This window comes from Longimicrobium sp. (genome assembly GCF_036399935.1).
GTDB lineage: Bacteria > Gemmatimonadota > Gemmatimonadetes > Longimicrobiales > Longimicrobiaceae > Longimicrobium.
In genome coordinates, this window is sequence record NZ_DASWMD010000002.1 from 1 (window position 1) to 19752 (window position 19752).

A 19752-nucleotide genomic window follows, 5' to 3' on the forward strand; every position below is an offset into this window, starting at 1 on the left:
CTGTCGCGTCACCGTTCGGGGCTTCAACAGCACGCACACCGCACCGGCCGAAGCGCGAGCGAACTCTCCCCTCTCCCGCTTGCGGGAGAGGGGCCGGGGGAGAGGGCAGCCGGGGCATGCGCCGGCCTGATTCGAAGCGCACCGCGACCCGCCAGCAGCCTCCGCCCGCGCACCGGGCGCCGCCCATTGCGCCGGGCTGGCTCCCTTCCCCCGCGCAGTTTGCGGGGGAAGGGTTGGGGATGGGGGGCGCCCGAGGCATGCGCAGGAGCCAGCGATCCCCATCCGAAGTTCTCCCCTCTCCGCACGCAGTTTGTGCGGGGAGGGGCCGGGGGAGGGGCCGGCAACCCCACGGGTCCGTGCCGCTGTCGCGCCCACGCTAGAAAGTGACGCCCGGCTGGATCCTTCGGCCCGCGTAGGGTGACGTGCGGGCAGGTATGGTGCGCCTGGGCCTCAGGATGACAGGCCGGGGTGACTCCGTCTGGTGCCGCTCTTCCCCTCTATGCACGTGGCTTGTGCGGTGAGGAGGCCAAGGGGTGGGGCGCACCTCCGCCGCGGTCGCGTGTACAATCTCGGTTCGGGGCGCAGCCGTTGCCCCGCCGTGTCCAGCAGATCGAGAAAGCCGAATGTGTGGAATCGTCGCGGTCTCCGGGAATCCCGAGGCCGCACAACTCGCTTTCCTGGGCCTGTACTCCCTGCAGCACCGCGGGCAGGAAGCGGCCGGCATCGCGTCGTTCGACAGCGCCACGGGCGAAAGCCACCGCGTCCGCAAGGCGGGGCTGGTGGTCGACGCCATCAAGGAAACCGACATCGCCGAGCTTCCCGGCGACGTCGCGGTGGCCCACATCCGCTACTCCACCGCGGGCGGCGCCGGCCTCAAGAACGCGCAGCCCATCCGCGAGCGCTTCCGCGGCGGCGTCGTCTCGCTCGTCCACAACGGCAACCTCACCAACGCCAACCTGCTGCGCGACCGCCTGTTCGACGAGGGCGCGCTCTTCCAGAGCACCATCGACAGCGAGGTGATCGTTCACCTGATCGCCCGCTCGCGCGCCCCGTCCACCGAGGAGCAGATCGTCGATGCGCTCTCGCAGGTGGAGGGCGCGTACTGCGTGCTGATCACCGTGGGCGACACGCTGTACGCCGCGCGCGACCCGTACGGCTACCGGCCGCTGGTGATCGGCGCGCTGCCCAGCGGCGGGCTGGCGCTCGCCAGCGAAACATGCGCGCTCGACATCATGCACGCCCGGTACGTCCGCGACGTGGAGCCGGGCGAGCTGGTGCGCATCCGCCATGGCGAGATCGAAAGCATCACGCACCTCCCCAAGTTCGTCGCCGAGCCGCAGCCCTGCGTCTTCGAGCTGGTGTACTTCGCCCGCCCCGACACCCGGCTGTGGGGCTATACGGTAGACCGCGCCCGCCGCGCCTTCGGCCGGCGCCTGGCCGAGGAGCAGCCGGTGGATGGCGACATCGTCATCTCCGTTCCCGACAGCGCCAACTCGGCGGCGGTGGGCTACAGCGAACGGTCGGGCATTCCCTTCGAGCTGGGGCTGATCCGCAACCACTACGTGGGCCGCACCTTCATCACCCCCACGCAGGCCGGGCGCGACTTCAAGGTGCGGATGAAGTTCAGCCCCGTGCGCGAGGTGCTGCAGGGCAAGCGCGTGGTGGTGATCGACGACTCGCTGGTGCGCGGCACCACGTCGCGCGCGCTGGTGAACATGCTGCGCGAGGCCGGCGCGAAGGAAGTGCACCTGCGCCTGGCCTCGCCGCCCGTGCGCTGGCCTTGCTTCTACGGCATCGACATGCCCACGAAGGAGGAGCTGATCGCTTCGGGAAAGACCGTCGAGGAAATCCGTGAGTACCTTCACGTCGATTCCCTCGGCTACCTCTCCCCCGAGGGGATGACGGACGCCGTGCGCGAGAACGGCGAGACGTACTGCACCGCCTGCTTCACGGGGGACTATCGCGCTCCCCTCGTGGACGCCGGCGCCGGGTTCGCGATGTCGTCGCACTGCTGAGGGGAAGTGCGTGAGTGCGTGAGTGCGTGAGTGCGCGCCGATGTCATCCCGATGGAGCGGCCCCGGCGAACCTGCACTCGCTCCACCGCCCGCAGCGACTGAGGGATCCGCCACACATTCGCCGGAGCGCGCTCAACCCCGCCGATGCACCCGGGCGTTGCGTCTGCCGGGCGAAACGACGAATAGAAGGGATTGTGCCGGAACGGGCCTCGGGGCGATTCGCACACTGTGTGGCGGATCCCTCGGTCGCTGCCGAGTGTTGCGCGGGCGGAAGCTATCCTGTGGCCGCTCCGTCGGGATGACACGTTGGTATCCGTGCGGCTGCCTGCTGCCGTGCGTCCTACATCGCGTAGGGACTCTCCTTCTTGCCGCTTGCCTGCCCCGGGGCTACTCTGCGGTGCATGCGACGGCACGCTTCCGCCGCATCCGCATCCCCAAATCGACTGACCGCTCGACCGCCGAGCTGATGGAGGCACCATGAAATATCGTACCTATCCCGGAACCGACATCTCCACCTCGGAAGTAGGTTTCGGCGTGTGGACCCTGGCCGCTGGGTGGTGGGGCGACTTCACCGACGACGAGGCCATCGCGCTGCTCCACCGCGCCTACGACCTGGGCATCACCCTGTTCGACACCGCCGATACCTACGGCAACGGTCGCGCGGACGAGCTGGTCGGCCGCGCGTTTGCCGGCCGGCGCGACAAGGTGACCATCACCAGCAAGGTGGGCTACGACTTCTACAACCACCCCGACGCGCGCCGCGGCCAGCAGGAGATTCCCCACAATCCCGATCCCGCGTTCCTGCGCGAAGCGGTGGAGAAGCAGTTGCAGCGGCTGGGGACGGACACCATCGACGTGCTGGCCTTCCACAACGTCAAGGAAGACCACGTTCCTGACGACGGTATCTGGGAGACCTTCCAGCGGCTGCAGGACGAGGGCAAGGTGCGCTCGTGGGGCGGCGCGCTGGGCCCCTCCAACGGCTACCTGTTCGAGGGGATGGACCTGATCCGCCACCGCCGGGTGAAGAGCCTGCAGCTGATCAACAACATCCTGGAGCCCTTCCCCGGGCAAAACCTGACGGAAGAGGCCGAACGCACCGGCTCGACGGGCATCCAGGTGCGGGTGACGCACTCGTCGGGGATGCTGGAGGGCAAGTACACCGAAGACACCGAGTTCGCCAAGAACGACCATCGGCGCCACCGCCCGCGCTCGTGGCTGGTGAACGGGCTCAAGAAGCTGGAGTCGCTTCGCTGGCTGCACGAGGGGCGCGAGATGACCATCGGCCAGGCGGCGCTCAAGTGGCTGCTGGCCTCGCCCGCGGTGGTGACGACGCTGCCCAACATCTACAACGTGGAGCAGCTGGAGGAGTTCGCGGCCGCCAGCGATCTGCCCGACCTTTCGGCCGACGACCTGGCGCGCATCGCCGAGCTTCAGCGCACCAACTTCGGCGTGCACGAGGACCACATGCGCTACAAGGGCACCATGCAGCGCGACGGCGAGCCCATTGGCCCCATGTACCGCTACGCCGACGACGGCTTTCCCGGTGCCCCTGCGCCCGAGTTGGAGACCGCCGCGGCGGATTGACGGCGAGGGCCATGCGCAAGAGATCGCCCCCGGATGCGGATGCGTCTGGGGGCGCTTCGCTTGCGGGCGAAACCCACCATGATCGTATTGCCCGTGGCACGGCGCACGGACCTGTCAGGTTTTGCTAGGCGGGCACCTAGGTTTTCTCGAACCGGGCGACGTCCTGACGCGCAGCGTACCCGCGATCACGGCAACGGTCTAGGCGAGGGATTCCGGGCCATTTTGCGCGCGTGACTTCGCTGGGGCCCGCGTCCACGGACGCGGCAACGCCGGCATCCTCTTGTGGATGCCGGCGTTGCCGCGTCAATGCTGCGGCGGTTGGGTGTGCGCCGGGTACCAATTAGTATGACGACGACCGCTCGGTGTTACAGAAATGCGTTGATGCCGCAGCACGCCTGGCCCGCCGTGCAATCCCAACCACAGATGTCGCAGGCGGGGGGGTTGCCCGCTTCGTACCAGCAGCCCTTCGAGCCAGCGGGCTCCAAGGCCGTGGCCGGCTGGGCGGCGAAGGCGAACGAACCGGCAACGGCGAAGAGCGCGACGTACACGCGCAGACTCGAGTTCAGGATCTTCTTCATGGCTACTCCAGTGGGATAAGGATTTGTGAGGACCTTCAGGATGACGCACCCCAACCTACCAGCCAACGGGCTCAGCGAGAGCCCGGACTATCCAGAGGGAGCTCCTGCGCGAAGGAGCGGCCCCGCAAGTTCTTGAAGCGTGATGGATGGGAAACCCCAGCCTGGATGTGCCCCTGGCGATCGGTCACGAGGGCGGCCGGGGTGGCCACCGGGGTACCGTCAGCCATGAGCCGGGTGGGATCCGCGACCACGATGGCGACCCGCGGGATGCGCTCCTTCGCCAGGAAGCGGCGCAGATCGTCCTGGCCCGCGGAGTCGATCAGAATGGCCATTCCCCACCCCGGCTCGTCCGGCACCGCACGGTACAGCTCTCGAAGCTGTCGTCCCATGTCTTCGCAGGTGGCCAGGTCGGCGCCGCGCATGGCCACGAGCACCGTGGTTTCCGACGGCAGGCCGCTCGCTGCGGCGACGGCCGTGGGCGCCAGGCGCCCGGTGAACCGCACCGTGGCGCGGTCATAGGCAGCGGCACTGTGCTCTTCTGCGGTCACGCGGGGCGGGCTGGTCTTATGGGCCGCCGCGGCGCCCATAGCCGCACTCGCGGCGGAGCCGAACATCAGGCCGCCCGCGACGGCGACGAGCCCGAAAAGTCCCTTCTTGAAACGATCAGGAATGGTCATGACTCACGCCTTTTCCGGGGCAACGGTGAGGTGGAACAGGTCCAGCTTTTCCAGGTCGCTTCCGCTCCACCGCAGGATCAAGCCATGGCCCCGTTCCGTGCGGCCCAGCAGCGCGCCCGGCGACTCTACCTGCGTCACGCGGCGGATTACCCCGTCCGCGCCCAGGCGCATCACCACGACGGGACCGCCTTCCGAGATCAGGTCGGTGCCGTGCTCGAACTGCAGCAGGCCGTACTGCACGGCCACTAGGCCGTCGTCGAGGGCGACGAGCTTGAGCACCGCGAAGTGCCGGTCCTGCGCCCAGCTGCCGTCCGGGCGTTGGAGCGACTTGCCAGTCCGCGCCAGTAGCCGAGACAGGTCCAGGACGGGCTCGTGGTTCTCCAGGTTGATGCGCCCAGCGCCGAGAAGACGCCCCTCGGGAGAGTAGGCCATGATGGTGTCGTAGCCGTGCAGCGTAGAGAACACCACGCCGTCGCGGCCGTCGGCGAAGACGAAGGTGTGCCGCAGCAGCTCGGGATTGGCAGGCGAAAGCATGCGTTCCACGTCCATCATGGTGCCCACGCTGCGGCCGTGCCGGTCGAATACTTCCACCAGCGGCCGCTCGTGAACCCCCAGCACCCATCCGCTGGCGACCAGGAGCGAGTCGTCCATGGCCCGCATCCGCGAGTACGGCGGGCGGCCTACCCGGTGCAGCGCCATCGTCCGCGCGTACTTGCCGTTGCCGCTGAACATGGTAAGCCGGTTGGAGGTGCCGTCCCATCCGAATACCGTGTCGGCGAGGACCCCGGCCGAGAGCAGCGCGACGAACTCTCCGGGCCCGGCACCCGCCGTGCCGATCACGGCCCCCTGCACGCCGTCGGCGCCGAAGGCCTTGATGCTGTGGTCGGAGCCGTCGCCTATGTAGATGCGCCCGTGTGAATCCAGCGAGATGCTGTTCGCCGAGGAGAGCCCCACCCTCGACGGCGACAGCGACCGCGTGTGCTCGACCGTCGCCGTCAACCGCACGACATCCGGCTCCGCCGACCGTGCTTCGGCACCGCAAGCCGCAGCCAAGGGGGCGCAGAACGCCAACAGTATTCGGCGGAAAAAACGTTTACGATCGAGGATGCGCAGGGGTTCGGTCGACATCGGAAGGCGTTGCTCGCGGTGTATGGGAGAGCTGTCCCGGATGCGGCGCCGTGGGCAGGACGGGCCGGAGACTGGATGCAGCAGCGGGAAGGAGTAAGCGACCTCAAGATAGAAGCTGGCCGCCCCGATGTCAAGATAGTCGTTTAATGATCGTACAATATGTACCTTCAGAACATTTCTCCGAGCAATTGCGCCCTTGCGGAGTAACCCATTGTCTCACTGATGATGTGTCAGCAAAAGAAAGCCCCAGCACGGGCCGCGCCGGGGCTTTCCTCCCGCGGACTGTGCCGAGCAGAGGCTATCGCTCGCGATCCGCCGGGTTCAGCGTGAGCACCGGCTGCACGTCCCCGCGGTCCGGGAGGAGGCGGAAGGGCTCGATCCGCACGCGCACGTCGGTGCCGGCGGGTTCCATCACCACGATCATCCCGCGGCTGACGCCCATGGGGCCCGCGTTGTAGTACTTGACGCCCACGTGGTACGCGCCCGGCAGTACGCGGTCCGTCCTCACCACCTCGGGGCCGAAGCCCTGCGTGATGTCCTCCAGCAGCCGGATGCCGCTGGGGGCTTCCTTCTGCGCGTAGTACACGTGGTGGCCGGCGGGATCGACCACGTGCAGGTCTACGTCGTTGCCGTCCGTGTCCCACGTCATGGTGATGCGCAGGCGGTCCGGCGGGTCCAGCTTTACCCCGTGCTCGCGGGCGCGGCGCCGGATTTCGGCTTCACGGCCGGGCTCGGCGCGCATCCAGGCGCGGTAGACGTAGCCCAGCTCGTCGCGCACCACGGCGGTGGCGTTGCCGTACCACCGGTCCACCGGCGTCTGCAGCGCCTGCTCCAGCGTTTGCGCGGCTTCTTCCAGGCGGCCCGCCTGCCAGAGCAGCAGCGCCAAGGTCCGCCGCGGGTTGGGCAGGTCCGGCCGCATCTCTACCGCGCGCCTCGCCGGCGCTTCCCACGCCGTGCGCGCGCCCACGCGCCAGAGCAGCATCGCCGCGCGCTGCAGCATCTCGGGCTTTCCGGGCGCCACCTCCACCAGCGATCCCGTGGCTCGGACGGCCTCGTCCCTCATCCCCAGGCTGTGGCTGGCCAGCGCCAGGCTTTCGTAGACCTGCGGGTTGTCGGGGTCCATCGGCTGCCAGCGGAACGCCACCTCGCGCAGCTCGCGCCAGCGCTCGGCCTCCGCCAGCGCTTCGCTGAGCTGGTTGTACAGCGCCCGGTCGCGCGGGTTGGCGGTCAGCCGCGCACGAAGGCTGTCTACCTCGCCTAGGCGGAAGCGGCGCGCGCCTACCCACGTCGTCGGCGCGGCTGGCGGGGGCGCTGACGCCGGCAACGGCGGGGGCGGCGGCGGGGGCGCCACGGCCGGGGGCGGCGGGGGCGGTGGAGGAGGCGCCATGGCCGGGGGCGGCGCGGACACGGGTGCGGGCGGCGGCGGGGCACCCGCGGAGGCGCGTGGCCTCCGCTCGGCTTCCTCGCGCTCCTCACCTGCCGCAGCCGTCACTACCACGTTTTCGAGTGCGAGCGCGCCGGGTTGCGCTCCTTCGGCCGGCTCGGGGGCCGAGACCGTGTCGGCCGCTACCGTGCTCACGGAATCGCCGCGGGCCAGGCGCGGCGCGCGGCGGCGGTCCAGCCGCTCGATTCCGCGCGGGCCCACCACCAGGATCTGCGCGAGCGCCGTGCGGTCGATCCCGAAGCGCACGTAGTCGGCTTCCGTTTCCAGCACCAGCATCGTCGTGCGCGGCACCATCACCCGGTGCTCGATGCTCAGCTTCACCTGCTCCTCGGCCAGGCGGCGGCGGGCCGCGTCGCCATCGGCGTAGCGCTCTTCTTCCTGCAGCTTTTCCAGGTGCGCGCGGTGGAACTCGCGCACCAGCAGCGGTCCGAACAAGTCCTCGTCCAGGCGCACGCCGGTGCCCACGCGCACGCCGTCTACCGCCAGCCGGGTCTGCTCGCCCCCGCGCAGCCGGCCCAGCACCAGCACTTCCCCACCCGCCTGCACGTCTTCCGCGCCGGTGGCATGGAATGCGTCCGCCGAGGCGTCTCGCACGGGCACGGTGCGCCCAGGCGGCAGCGCCAGGCGCGCGGCGGCGGCGCGGGCGCGGTTCTCCATCTGCTCGGTGAAGGGCACGCGGACGATGCGCCCGCGCCCCTGAACGATCTGGCGCAGCGCCCCCGCGTCCTCGCGCGCGCCCAGCACCAGCGCGCTCAGCTGCGTGCCCGCGGCCATGCGGTCCAGAGGGCGGAACATCTCGGCTGGTGCCGTCTGCCCCACCGTCGCGGCGCCGTCGCTCACCAGCACGAAGCGCGTCGATGGCTGCCGCGCGGCACGCGCCTGGATGGCGGCCAGTGCGGCGTGAAGGTCGGTGCCGCCCAGCAGCCCGCGCTCGCGGACGAGCGGTTCCACGCGGCGGGCGGCCTCGGCCGGGGTGCGGAAGGTGCCCAGCGGCGCCACCTGCTGGTCGAACGCCACCAGCTCCACCTGTCCGCCCGGGAGCGCCGCGAGCACCGTCCTCAGCGCGGCCAGCCGGTGGTCCATCCCCTCCGCGGCCGAGGCCGACGTGTCCAGCAGGAACACCCATCGCGTGTCCGCCGCCGCGGGGCGCGCGGGGGCCACGTCCGGCCGCACGCCGGCCAGGTAGTACGGCCCGGCGCGCAGCAGGTACTCGCGCGGGGCGTCCGGGCGCGGGCTCCAGCGGATTTCCAGGTCTTCGGTGGGGATGAAGCTCTCGTCTTCCCACGCCAGCGTCCGTCCATCCACCATCCGGCTTCCCGGCGGGCCCGCCAGCGTGGCCGACACCTGCGCCTCGTGCGGTAGCGGCTGCACGTGCGCCGTCACCCGCATCATCCCGATCCGTGGCAGCCCCCGCAGCGGCACGCGGTAGCTGCGCACGCCGCCCTCCAGCGGGAGCAGCCGCGTGTAGCCCAGCACCACGCGCACGGTGGTGTTGGCCTCGATGGGAAAGATGCGCGCGCTGAAGCGGTTGCCCTGGTCCTGCTCCAGCAGCGCGGGGTCGCGCATCTGGTGAAGGATTTCGGCGTACACGCGGTTGGCGCGCAGCCGCTCCACCACCTCGCCCTCCATGAGTTGGCCGTTCACCTCCTTGGCGAAGCGGCTGACGGTGGCGCCCTCCGGCAGCACGGCGGTGAACCGCCCTTCCATCCGGCGCCCGTGCGGGTTGCGGAAGACGATCTCCATCTCGGTGAGCGAGAACACCCCCTGCACCGCCGCCCGCACGTTCAGCTCTTCGATGACGAGCTCCTGCCCGTCAGGATCGGAGAGCGCGATGGGGGCCGGGGTGCGTTGGGCCGCGAGTGGAGCCGCGGCGGCGAGGGTCAGCAGGGCCAGCAGGACGGGAACAGCGGGTTTTCGCATGGTGGACCGGGCATCGGGCAGGCGTGGCGGGCGGGATTCCCCGCCTTGAGCGTGGTGAACGGGCCGGGCGCGGAAATAACACCGCGCGGGAGGATACTAGCCTCTCGCCCGTTCTCCTAACCGTGGAGGTATGTCTGAGCCGTGGCACTTCAAAGATCTGAGGCAGTAGGCTCATGATACTATCATCGTTGATCGTGTGCATCTCGGTTGTAAATCTTGGATTCTTCTTGAGCCCGGATGTAACTGGCGACACGAGGATATTCGTCGCTCGGGGAAACGGATGTAGACGCATCGCGGCTGAGATATAAGGTACGTGAGATTCCGGCCCACTGCTGGTGCAGCACCGCCCGGTGTGGACAATCGCTTCTTCGGCGGACGCTAACCTCAACAATTGGGAACGGCCGCGTACGGCCTAAAAAAGTGAATGATGGACCCGGATCATCAGCGCCGTGTTCCAAGCTGCCAATCGAGATCACATAACGGCTGGCAAATTCATACTGCGAGAAATGGGCGACATGCCCTTCAATATCAGATTTTAAAAGGTAGTCATCCAGTTCTGATCGTGCTTCAGAATCGCTGTACACGATCAGTCCTCTAACCTCATAGGCCTGAAGGAGTATATTCGACGTAGATGGCTCACCGCCAGCGCGGTGGGAAAGGCTTACTATCAGGTCTGTTGTAGTACGTCGGATGAAGGCAGCATAGGCACGTCGGTAGGTCAGAGTCCCAAATCTCGTCTCCTCATCGTCCTCTTCGTCGGGTCCTTCGGCATATTCATCCAAGATCATCGGAACGGGTACTACCACGACATTGTTCCCTTCCCACAATTCTGCACCACCTGCACGAGCCGATTTGCTCTCAATCAGGACCGGATAAAAAACTATCCGTTCTACATCTGCTTCCCATAAAGTGCTTGCTTCGTTGAGGACATATCCCTGTGGAGTCCAGCACCAGAAAGGACGGACTCGTGCCCGCGGGGCACAACTCCCTGGATAGTCCATTCCCATGCACCACGAACAGTTACCTGTTTCAAAAAACGGAAACGTTGGTGCGCAGCGGGCGGAATGGCCGAGGTAATCGAGACTAACATCTTCGAGCAGTGCTGTAGAGAGATCCCCAGGCACGTGCGTAAGCGTTTCTCGCCGCAGATCGAGCGGGAGAAACCCATCAGGATCGTAGATCGCCACGGCTGGCGCACGGAACGCGTATGGACTCGTGTCGGAGAGAAGGATGTCCCGCTCACGGTTGAAGTACCCCCGCGAATGAGTCGATCTGTCACCGAACGGACTGACCTCCTCATGGATGATGATTCCATTTGATGTCAGCGCCGGTGCCGTATTCCCAAAGGTCCAGTAAACATCGGAAAACCGAGGAACATGTATGTGGCGCCAATCTCCGGATGCCACCTCCCCGGGCGCGGGAACAATGTGACGCTGACGCAACGTCCGGCCATCCGGCTCAATCCTGCGAATCACCTTCGGACTATCGAGACAATACCAGTCCCACTGATCAGCAGGTGTGTAACGATATCGCCCGTTCTGTCCCGTAAAGAGTTGTTGTGCTGCTTGGGACGACAGCGTGACGGTGATTGATGTCCCAACAGGCCGCTCGCACCAGCATAGCTCAACTGGGTCGGTGTGCAGGCCCGCTCTGAATTTTATTCCACGATTCGCAGGGACACTATAATGCCTCGTACTTACTTCGATTTCGTCGCCGAGCAGGAATGCTGCCAGTGCTCCCACACCGAATCGTCCTGATCGCATTACCAATGATTGGCCACTAACGTCAACAAACGCTTCTCGCCATGCGCTACTACTACGGAAAGAGACACCTGCCCGCAGGAAATAATCCGTCACGATTTCGGGAGTCATCCCTGTACCACGATCCGATACCGTGAGGAAAATCTCATCACCAACCTGCTCAATCGACAACTCTACGTCACTCTCAATCGCCGAATATTCAATCCCCAATGGAACTAAACCGCGCTCCTTCAAATTCGCTAGTTCCCGAACAGAATCGACGGCATTCTGGATCAACTCCCGGATTCCAATCTCCGGCCGCTCACCGTACAGCGGGCGGATAAGAAGACTAAGCACGCTCGGGCTAGCGATCGAAAAATTTACACGCTTAGGTACAAAGGGCACGAGTTCAGCCAGCGACGGCACGTCATCGATGTTAGATCGGATCCGTCTAAGCTTTATTCCAAGCTTTTGCACAGCAACGCTTTGTCGGCTAAATACCTCACCCAGAACAGCCCACGACTGATCAAGTTCTTGTTGCAACGATGCTAACCAATCCTTCAGACGAAGGAAGGTTTTGACATCCCCTGGAACTGCATGAACAAAGATCGTCTCGGGGTCATCTTCAGATTCACGGATATCCCGAACAGATGCATGGACGTTCCACTCGGTTGCCGAGTAGGGGCTTCGGATTCGATGAACGTTCGCGAGAATTGCAGGCGCGCGTGATGCCTGAATTTGCAGGTAGTCCGCTACACGAAGGATCACCATTAGAAAGACAGCATGGATCCCTAGCGGGGCAACTCGGTTGTGGTAAAGGCCTTTCAAGTACGGCAGCATCTCACGCACAGGATGTCCATGACTGCGCGCCACCAGGCCAGCTATCTCGGCATGATCCGCCGAGAGTCGCACAGAAAGAAAGGTCCCCGTGGGACCCGGCACTCCGATCCGAGCTATCTCATGTGCAAGTCGCGGATGATGCCTTCGTAGGAATTCTCCGATGAGCCGACGAGTTCGCCCGTCAAGGATGAGATCGTCTAAATCTGGTATCGGAGCAGGCTGTGAATCGCCAAAGATCGTTGACAGCTGTTGTGGGCTGAATCGTTGGGCCTCCGAGCAAAAGCCTGCCCATAGTTCCGACCACGGCTTATCTGAGAACCCTTGCAGAGGCAACCAACGTGATCCCGGGCGAACCAGCGCCTCAAAGCCTTCTTTCGTGAGATGGAGCGCAGAGTCATGCAATAAAGCCGCTACGACCAATATGGCTGCATCTGCGGGAGTAAAAGACTTCCATGCCTCGGCACGAATCAGATCCGAACCGGTCTCCAGAACCTCTTCAATATGGCGGATACTATGGTCGGTGTAATCAGGAAAGAAAGTTGGTCTCTGGCCACCCGAGCTGATCCACGGCTCAAACTCCTCTATGGTTGCGTACACCTTCGCTTCGAGACCCTTGTCGATGCTCAGCCGGGAAGAAAGCCGCTTGGGAAGTCGCATCTCAGCGTATTGGATTCGGAGGTATAGAAACGGAGTGAGGAATGTTTACGGCCCACGAGCCTGCGGTGCAATGCCTCACACGGGCACTCTACGACTCCATCTCCTGCACAAACGCGCGCAACTCTTCAATCCGCTCGCGTGCCAAGCGCGCGAGAACCGGCCTCCAGTTCTGCGGCGGCGAGCGGTAGGCCGGGCTCGATGGGTCCAGCCGCGCTCTCGCGATGCTGTTCCGCACCACGCCGCATGCCTCGGCGATATCGTCGGCCGTGATCTTGGCTGCGGAGAGCCGGTCGGTGGCGGTCTTGAAATCCATGTCTTCCTCTGGCGATAAAATTACTGACCGCGAACAGCCTCGTCAGTATATTTGTATCCAGCAGGGCTAAAAGCAAGGCCGGCCGACTCTCCCATCACGAAGTCTCGACCAGCCTCGTTCACGAACCGACCCGAAGGCCGCCTCGCTCGCCAAAGGTGCCCTGCCGCGGCCCGAGGGTCAAGAGACACGGAGCCGACCCATGCCTCGCAAGCCGAAGTCGCCCTTCCCTCCCCCGCCGCCGCCACCCGGCGTGTGGACGATCAAGAAGCGGGACCGCAACTGGATGGTGATTGCCCCGGACGGCGCCCTGGTGTGCATCACGCTCTACAAGAAGGGCGCGCAGGAGGTGGTGCGGCGGCTGGCCGCGTGAGCAGCGAGAGCCCCGGTGCGGACGACCCGCCGGGGCTCTCAATGCCGGCAGGGCGAGCAGAGCGCGGGCGGCCGGTCTGCACATGGCGTCTCGGGGCATTGGGCGGGTGTGGCGGATGGGATGCGAGAGCGTCGGGAGCGCGCGCCCGGCAGAAAGGCGAGAGAGAAACGACAGGGCCGCTCCGTTTCTGCCGGACGCTGGAAGTTGCGGCGGTGCCGCGCATTCGCAATTGCGGCGGGAGCAGGATGACGAACGGCCCCGGCGATGGATCGCCGGGGCCGCGCTCCCCGACAGGTGCGGGGGCCGGGTTCGGACGCCTGAATGCCGGCTCAGCGACAGCCCGGCGCGCTCAGAACCGCACGCCGGCGTGCAGCGCAATCGTGGGGTGGTTGTGCTTCGACGAGAGCGCGTACTCGTGCGTGGCCGTGTGGGACAGGGAGGCCCGCAGAACGAACCAGTCCAGCGAGGCCGCCACGCCGCCGCTCGCACCCAGTCCCCAGGCGCTGCGCGTCTGTGCCGGGCCGGTCTCCGGCCGGTAGGTCTCGCGCTCGAACACCACCGCGGGGGCGATGAACGGCACCAGCGACACCCGCGACCCGACGCGGAACTCGCGGCCCATGCTCACGCCCACGGGGACGCGCTGCCGCCGGTACGGACCCCCGATGCGGTGCCGCTCGATGAGGCGGCCGGGCTCCTGGCCGGTCCATTCGGTGCTTTCGTGCCGGGTGTCGTCGTAGGCCGTCCGCTGTACGCCGGCCGTGACGCAGACCGGCAGCCGGACCCCCGGCAGCCCGACGCTCGCCTGCACGTCGGTCGTGCGCAGATCATCCACCACGGTAAAGTCGTCGAGGGCGCGGTGCTGCAGCTGTACGGACGCACGCGGCGTCTGGTAGGCAAAGGCGACACCCGAGCCGGTGGCGCCGTCCGTCCCCTCCAGCCCCACGGAAAGGATGCCGCGGCCGCCCGGCAGGCCCACGCACTCCTGGGCGTGGGCCGGGCGAACCACGCCGGACAAGGCGAGCACGGAAAAGGACACGGAAAGCAGACGAAGGCAGATTTTCATGATCTGATATCGGTGGTGGTGCCCCGGACTGGGAAACAAACGATTACCCCCACTCCGCGCGGACAGTTCCGACGTGGCGCGGTAGCAGCAGCGAGAGCCCCGGCGCGGAACAGGCCCCGGGGCTCTTCTGGGGCAGAGGCGCAGGTAGACGGGAACCGCGCCCGCCGTGCCGAGGTATGGAACGCAATCTGCCCCCTGCCCCCTCCGACCCTCCCTCCCCTTCCCAAGGCTCGCGACCGTGAAGATTCTTCCCGAGTGGCTCACCCAGCGCGTCGAGAACGCCCCCATCGCCACGCACCGCAACCTGGCGCCCATGGCGGCGCTGCGCATAAAGATGGCGTGGGAAAAGCTGAAGCGCGACGCCGGAGAGGGCGACGAGATGTGGGCGTTCCAGAACCCGTCGAACACCTGGAAGAAGCTGGGCAAGCACAGCGGCTACGCCATCGTGCGGAATGGAAAGATCGTGCAGAGCGTGGTCGTCCTGAGCGAATGACGCGGCGGATCGGCGGATGACGAACGAGGCCGGGCGAGCGCATCGCCGGGCCTCTTCGCATCTCTACGGGCCGTCAGGGATCGAACGGCTTCGCGAGCAGCGCGTCGATGGCGGCGCTGGCATCGGCCAGGCGCGCATCCAGCGGTCCGCGCAGGTTGACGACGGGAACGGCGAGCGCCCCGAGTTGATGAAGGAAGCGCGCGTGCATCGCATCGCGGACGGACTCGCCGTCGCGCCATCCATCCTGCACGAACGGAAAGTCGGGGTAGGCCAGCAGGTACAGGTGCACGCGGTCGCACCGGCCGATCGCATCCACCGCCGCGTCGCGGTGGCCGATGTAGCGCTCGTGCCAGGTGGCCGTGGCGAACGCGTTCGTATCGCACAGCAGCACCCGGTTGGCCACGCGCGCAAGCTCATCCTCGCGGCGCTGCTGTTCCGCCGCGATGTGCCGGAACTCGTCGCTCGTCCACTCCAGCGCCGCTGCACGCGCGGCCAGCTCCGCCTCGGCCTCGGCGGACGATCGCCCGCCCGCCGCCGGCGCGGGAGACGGGCCGTCCGGCGGGGCGCCCTCCGTCAGCTTGGCCTGCCAGTACTCGCGGCCGAACTCCTCCACCCACACGGTCTGGAACCGCGCCGCGAGCATCCGCGCGAGCGTCGTCTTGCCGGTGGACTCCGCGCCGATCAGCACCACGCGCCGCACGAAGTACGCGCGGACGCAGGGCTCCAGCCACTGCAGGTGCTCCACCGGCGCCGCGCGGATGGCGGTGCCCGAGACGGGGAACGCCACGCGGTCCCGGTCCACCATCACGTGCCGGCAGCCCAGGAAGCCGGCGAAGCGCGGGCCGTAGCCTTCGCTGCTGAACACCACGTCCGGCGCGCGCCCCAGGTGCCCGACCGTGAAGCGCGACCATTCCTCCACGTCGTCGCCCAGCTCGTCCGGCACCAGGTGGATCTCGCAATCGGGATGGATCTCCTGCAGCCACGCCAATCGCAGCGCACCGGAGATCGTCTGGGACGGATGATGCGGGACCATCACCACCAGCCGGTCGCAGCCGCGGCGCGCCGTCTCGATCAGGTGCTTGTGGCCCCGGTGCGGTGGATAGAACTTGCCGACGACCAACCCCAGCGTCACGCCGGCACCCCGTGCAGGGCGCCACCGGCCGGAGCGACCGGATCGCCGTCCTGGCTGCGCCACGTCGCGCGCCAGTGCAGCAGTCCCATGGTGGCCATCACCAGGAAGACGGCATACAGGGCCGCCGTCAGGTACAGCTCCTTGTACGCATAGAGCGGGACGGAGATGATGTCGACGACGATCCACGCGTACCAGTTTTCCACGTGCTTGCGGTTCAGCATCCACTGGGCGCAGAGCGAGATGCTCGTCGTCAGCGCGTCGAAGAACGATGCGCTCCCGCCCACGTGCCGCAGCGTGACCCACAGGACCATCGTCAGCGTGACGCCGGCCGCCGCCACCGCGATGCCCTCGCGCGGGCGAACGCGGGAGATGCGCAGCGGCGTCTTGTGCTCACCGCCGTGCAGCCACAGGTACCAGCCGACGATCCCGAGCACGAAGTAGACGACCTGCAGCCCGGAGTCGGCGTACAGCTTCGCCCCGAAGAAGACGACGCTGAAGAGGGAGGCGTTGATGAGGGTGAGGGGAAAGTTCCAGACGCTCTCGCGCACGGCCATCCACACGCACACCGCGCCCGTCACCACGCTCGCCGCCTCCAGGGGCGACGACACACCGAGCCGCACGCCGGCCACCGCCAGGATGCTGACCGCCACCGTCAACGATGCCAGCACGGCGGTCTGGCGGAAGGGGGCCGATTTCACGGCCCCTATCGCCGTTGGTCGCGGTTTGGCGTCGTTGTCCAGGGCTCCCACTGCAACGGAAGCTCCACCCACACCGCGACCGCCCTGCCGTCGAGTGCGGCCGGACGGAATCGGACGACGCGTACGGCGCGAAGGCTGGCCTCGTTGAACTCCGGGCTCGTGGATGACCTGATCACCGCCTCCCCCGGGATCCCCTCGGGGCTCACCCGCATGCGAACGACGACCGTCCCACGCGATGCAGCGGACTTGAGCCACTCGGGATACTCACGGTACATCGCGTCCCTGAGCGAGCGTAGGTTGAGCATCATGGGCATGCGCTCCACGATGTCCCTCTCCGGAGCAGGAGGGGCATCGACCGCAGGGGCCTGCGGGACCGGCGCGGGCACCTGCCATTGGAGGGGGAGATCCACCCATACGTGGACCGGGCGGCCGTCGATCTCCGCGGCCGCGAAGCGGAGGACGGAGAGCGCCGCCAGCGCCGGCGCGTGGAGCGCGCTGTCGGTGCTGGTGATGATCTGAAACCCCCGCCCCGTGCCATTCGCGTCCACGATGAAGCGCACGTGCACCGACGGAACGACGCCGGCATCCGGGGTGCCGCCCGGATACGAGGCAGCCAGCGCGGCGGCGAACTCATCCACGTTCAGAGGCCGCGGCAGAGCGGTCACCGACTGCGCCTCGTAGACGCTGTCAGCGGGCACCGCCGGCGTGGCCTGCCCAAGCGCGGGCAGCGATGCGAAACCCAGCAGGGCACCGACGATCGGGACCTTGATGTTCATCATGAGTGGTTTGGCAGCGCGGGAGCGGGACCAGCCGTGACGATGGAATGATAGCATTTGTTTCTCCGCCGCGGCAGCCGGGCGCACCGCTACCGCCCCGGGGTGTCCCACTCGATGGGGAGCGATACCCGGACCGCGACCGACCGCCCGCCCACCTGCCCCGGCTTGAACCGCAGCCCCTGCAACACTCGCAGCGCCGGCTCGTGGAGCTCGGGGTGGCTGGCTTTCACGACCCGCACCTCGCCCGTGCGCCCGTGGGCGTCCACCACGAAGCTGGTCATCACCCGGCCGGAAGCACGCGCGTAGCGCAGCACCGTGGGAAGATCGTACCGGGCGTCGGCCAGCGCTTCCGGGTTCAGCAGGTGCGGCTGGACGTCCAACTCGGCTTCCTCGTAGACGCGCGTGCCGCCGAACGCATCGGCCGGCTCCCGGCCGGCGCCGCGGAACAGCCCGGCCACCCAGGCGAGGGCGACCAGCAGAAGGGTCGCCGCGATCCCGGCCGCCATCCACACGAAGCCGCTGACCCCGGTGGACGGCGCTCCGGGCGGGGAAGGTGTGCCGGACCCGGTCGGCGGGGCTGGCACCGCCGGCCAGGAGGGTGTCGCCGAATCCGGCCGCGGCCCGCCGGTATCCGGTGGTGGCGCCGAACGGGGCGGTGGCGGTCCAACCGGCTCCCCCGCGATCTGCCACTGGATGGGGAGCTCCGCCCAGACGGGGACGGGCCGGCCGTCCACCTCGGCAGGAGAGAAGCGGAGTAGCGACACGGCCGCGAGGGTGGGCGCGTCGAATCGGCGGTCTGTGCTGCTGGTGATTTCCAGGCTGCTGACCGTTCCGTCCGTGTTCACCCTGAACCGTACCTGCACCGAGCCGGTCACCCCCGCGTCGCGCAGCGCAGGGGGATACAGGCGCTCCAGCTCTGTCTGCAGCTCGGCCACGTTCAGCGGGCGGGGCCGAACCGTGACCGCACTCAACTCGTAGGCGGCTTCATCGTCGGACTGCGCGGCGGCCGGCAGCGCGGACAGGAGTGCCAGGACCAGGGCGGGCAACAGGTGGCGGAATCGCATCTGCGTTGGTGTACGGGGGGAGGTGAGGCCGTTGAGGTTGCACCATCGCCTGCCCGGCGTCAACGGCCCCATCCGCCGCGATACCTCGAGATCGATCGTCTACCGACAAAGCGAAGCGCCCGCCGGGAGGGCTCCCGGCGGGCGCTTCGCTTCCTATCCCGGCGGCTACAGGGTCGTGCCGCCCGTCCCGAACCCGCCGGTGCCGCCGGCGGTCCCGCCGCCGGTGCCCGTGCTCCCGGTCGAGCCGTATCCACCGGTGCCGGCCGTGCCCGTGCCGGTGGTTCCGCCGCTCGAGCGCGAGGTGCCGCGCTCATAGCCGCGGCGCGCGAAGTCACGCAGCGAGTCGTAGCTCGCCGCGCGCGAGCCGCTGAAGCCGCTGCGCAGGTGCGGCTCCACGTCGTCGAAGCTGCGCCCGGCGTACTCCGGGTTGCGAGCCGCGGCGTAGCCCACCACGTACACGGTGCGCGCCCGGTCGTACGGCACACCCGTGGTGCGCACCGGGTGCGACTCGTAGTACGTGCGGCACTCCTGCTCCTCCTCCTCGCTGATGTCGCGGAGGCTCTCGTACAGCTTGCGGCCGGCCCACCAGCCGCCCGCCGCCAGCGCGATGCCGCCCACGATCATCTTCCAATCGTACGCGTGCGCCGCGAAGCCGCGGATGCGCTCGTAGCGGCCTTCCTTGTCCTCGCCGTAGTCGCGGCGGATGTCCACCTCGACCTCGTTGAAGTCGCGGCCCGAGTACGTGGGGTTGGCCGCGGCGCGGTGGCCCAGCTCGTACCCGGTGCGCGCCTCGTCGTACGTGGACGGGCCCGTGGCGGGCGTGGCCGGTACCGTGGCGTAGTGCCGCTGGTACGTCGTTTCAGCCGTCCCGAAGTCGTCTTCCGTGCCACCGAAGCTCGCGGTGCCGGACGCGCCACCCAGGTCACCCGACGATCCCAGGCTGCCCGTCGAACCACCCAGCCCGCCGGTCGAACCACCCAGGCCGCTGCCCGTGGACCCACCGAGCCCACCATCCGTCGAGCCGGCCCCAGTCGAGCCGCCCAGTCCGCCAGTGGACCCTGCGCCGGTCGAGCCGCCCAATCCGCCGGTCGATCCCGCGCCGGTGGAGCCACCCAGTCCGCTGCCCGTCGAGCCACCGAGGCCGCCGCCCGTGCTTCCGCCCGTCGACGCGCTCAGGTCCCGGGAGGTGCCGGAAGTGCCGCTGTTGTCGCCGAAGCCACCATCGTTGCGATCTTGATCCATACGTCCGTCTCCTTGCTAG

16 protein-coding genes are annotated in these 19752 nt (G+C 67.5%); 4 read left to right on the forward strand and 12 right to left on the reverse strand.

Annotated elements, in window-relative coordinates; translation table 11 throughout:
• The first annotated feature begins 623 nt into the window (after positions 1 to 623).
• Both purF and VGB24_RS00470 read left to right on the forward strand, forming a co-directional pair.
• Positions 624 to 2015 (forward strand): amidophosphoribosyltransferase, encoded by a 1392-nt coding sequence (gene purF, locus VGB24_RS00465; RefSeq protein WP_331070988.1) that lies wholly within the window; start codon positions 624 to 626, stop codon positions 2013 to 2015.
• A 477-nt stretch (positions 2016 to 2492) separates the two neighbouring features.
• Complete coding sequence (locus VGB24_RS00470; RefSeq protein WP_331070989.1) at positions 2493 to 3599, forward strand: aldo/keto reductase; 1107 nt, start codon at positions 2493 to 2495, stop codon at positions 3597 to 3599.
• A gap of 365 nt (positions 3600 to 3964) precedes the next feature.
• Here the strand turns inward: VGB24_RS00470 and VGB24_RS00475 are convergent, their stop codons facing one another.
• From VGB24_RS00475 to VGB24_RS00500, 6 genes are all read right to left on the reverse strand, one after another.
• Positions 3965 to 4177 carry a hypothetical protein gene (locus VGB24_RS00475; protein ID WP_331070990.1) on the reverse strand — a complete coding sequence of 71 codons (213 nt, stop codon included), beginning with the start codon at positions 4175 to 4177 and terminating at the stop codon, positions 3965 to 3967.
• 71 nt (positions 4178 to 4248) lie between these two features.
• A complete protein-coding gene (locus VGB24_RS00480) occupies positions 4249 to 4854 on the reverse strand; it encodes a hypothetical protein (RefSeq protein WP_331070991.1) in 606 nt (201 codons plus the stop codon).
• 3 nt (positions 4855 to 4857) lie between these two features.
• Positions 4858 to 5853 carry a hypothetical protein gene (locus VGB24_RS00485; RefSeq protein WP_331070992.1) on the reverse strand — a complete coding sequence of 332 codons (996 nt, stop codon included), beginning with the start codon at positions 5851 to 5853 and terminating at the stop codon, positions 4858 to 4860.
• Positions 5854 to 6280: 427 nt separating this feature from the next.
• Positions 6281 to 9346, reverse strand: a complete 3066-nt coding sequence (locus VGB24_RS00490; RefSeq protein WP_331070993.1) for a VIT domain-containing protein — start codon at positions 9344 to 9346, stop codon at positions 6281 to 6283.
• Positions 9347 to 9528: 182 nt separating this feature from the next.
• Positions 9529 to 12582: an HD domain-containing protein gene (locus VGB24_RS00495; protein WP_331070994.1), complete on the reverse strand. Its 3054-nt coding sequence runs from the start codon at positions 12580 to 12582 to the stop codon at positions 9529 to 9531.
• A gap of 88 nt (positions 12583 to 12670) precedes the next feature.
• Positions 12671 to 12895 carry a hypothetical protein gene (locus VGB24_RS00500; protein WP_331070995.1) on the reverse strand — a complete coding sequence of 75 codons (225 nt, stop codon included), beginning with the start codon at positions 12893 to 12895 and terminating at the stop codon, positions 12671 to 12673.
• Between the two features lie 199 nt (positions 12896 to 13094).
• Between VGB24_RS00500 and VGB24_RS00505 the strand changes: the two genes are divergently transcribed.
• Complete coding sequence (locus tag VGB24_RS00505) at positions 13095 to 13265, forward strand: hypothetical protein (protein ID WP_331070996.1); 171 nt, start codon at positions 13095 to 13097, stop codon at positions 13263 to 13265.
• Between the two features lie 349 nt (positions 13266 to 13614).
• On the opposite strand, the gene VGB24_RS00510 is transcribed toward VGB24_RS00505, so the two are convergent.
• Positions 13615 to 14328: a hypothetical protein gene (locus VGB24_RS00510; RefSeq protein WP_331070997.1), complete on the reverse strand. Its 714-nt coding sequence runs from the start codon at positions 14326 to 14328 to the stop codon at positions 13615 to 13617.
• 238 nt (positions 14329 to 14566) lie between these two features.
• Between VGB24_RS00510 and VGB24_RS00515 the strand changes: the two genes are divergently transcribed.
• Entirely contained in the window at positions 14567 to 14821 is a 255-nt protein-coding gene (locus tag VGB24_RS00515) for a hypothetical protein (RefSeq protein ID WP_331070998.1), read from the forward strand.
• Between the two features lie 73 nt (positions 14822 to 14894).
• Here the strand turns inward: VGB24_RS00515 and VGB24_RS00520 are convergent, their stop codons facing one another.
• The 5 genes from VGB24_RS00520 to VGB24_RS00540 form a co-directional block, all read right to left on the reverse strand.
• Positions 14895 to 15953, reverse strand: coding sequence for an AAA family ATPase (locus VGB24_RS00520; protein WP_331070999.1), 1059 nt, complete (start codon positions 15951 to 15953; stop codon positions 14895 to 14897).
• Positions 15950 to 16651: a nicotinamide riboside transporter PnuC gene (gene pnuC / locus VGB24_RS00525; protein ID WP_331071000.1), complete on the reverse strand. Its 702-nt coding sequence runs from the start codon at positions 16649 to 16651 to the stop codon at positions 15950 to 15952. The genes VGB24_RS00520 and pnuC overlap by 4 nt, the downstream gene beginning before the upstream one ends.
• A 5-nt stretch (positions 16652 to 16656) precedes the next feature.
• Positions 16657 to 17484 (reverse strand): energy transducer TonB, encoded by an 828-nt coding sequence (locus VGB24_RS00530; protein ID WP_331071001.1) that lies wholly within the window; start codon positions 17482 to 17484, stop codon positions 16657 to 16659.
• Positions 17485 to 17516: 32 nt separating this feature from the next.
• Positions 17517 to 18491: an energy transducer TonB gene (locus VGB24_RS00535; protein ID WP_331071002.1), complete on the reverse strand. Its 975-nt coding sequence runs from the start codon at positions 18489 to 18491 to the stop codon at positions 17517 to 17519.
• A gap of 165 nt (positions 18492 to 18656) precedes the next feature.
• Positions 18657 to 19733: a hypothetical protein gene (locus tag VGB24_RS00540; RefSeq protein WP_331071003.1), complete on the reverse strand. Its 1077-nt coding sequence runs from the start codon at positions 19731 to 19733 to the stop codon at positions 18657 to 18659.
• Between the last annotated feature and the right edge of the window lie 19 nt (positions 19734 to 19752).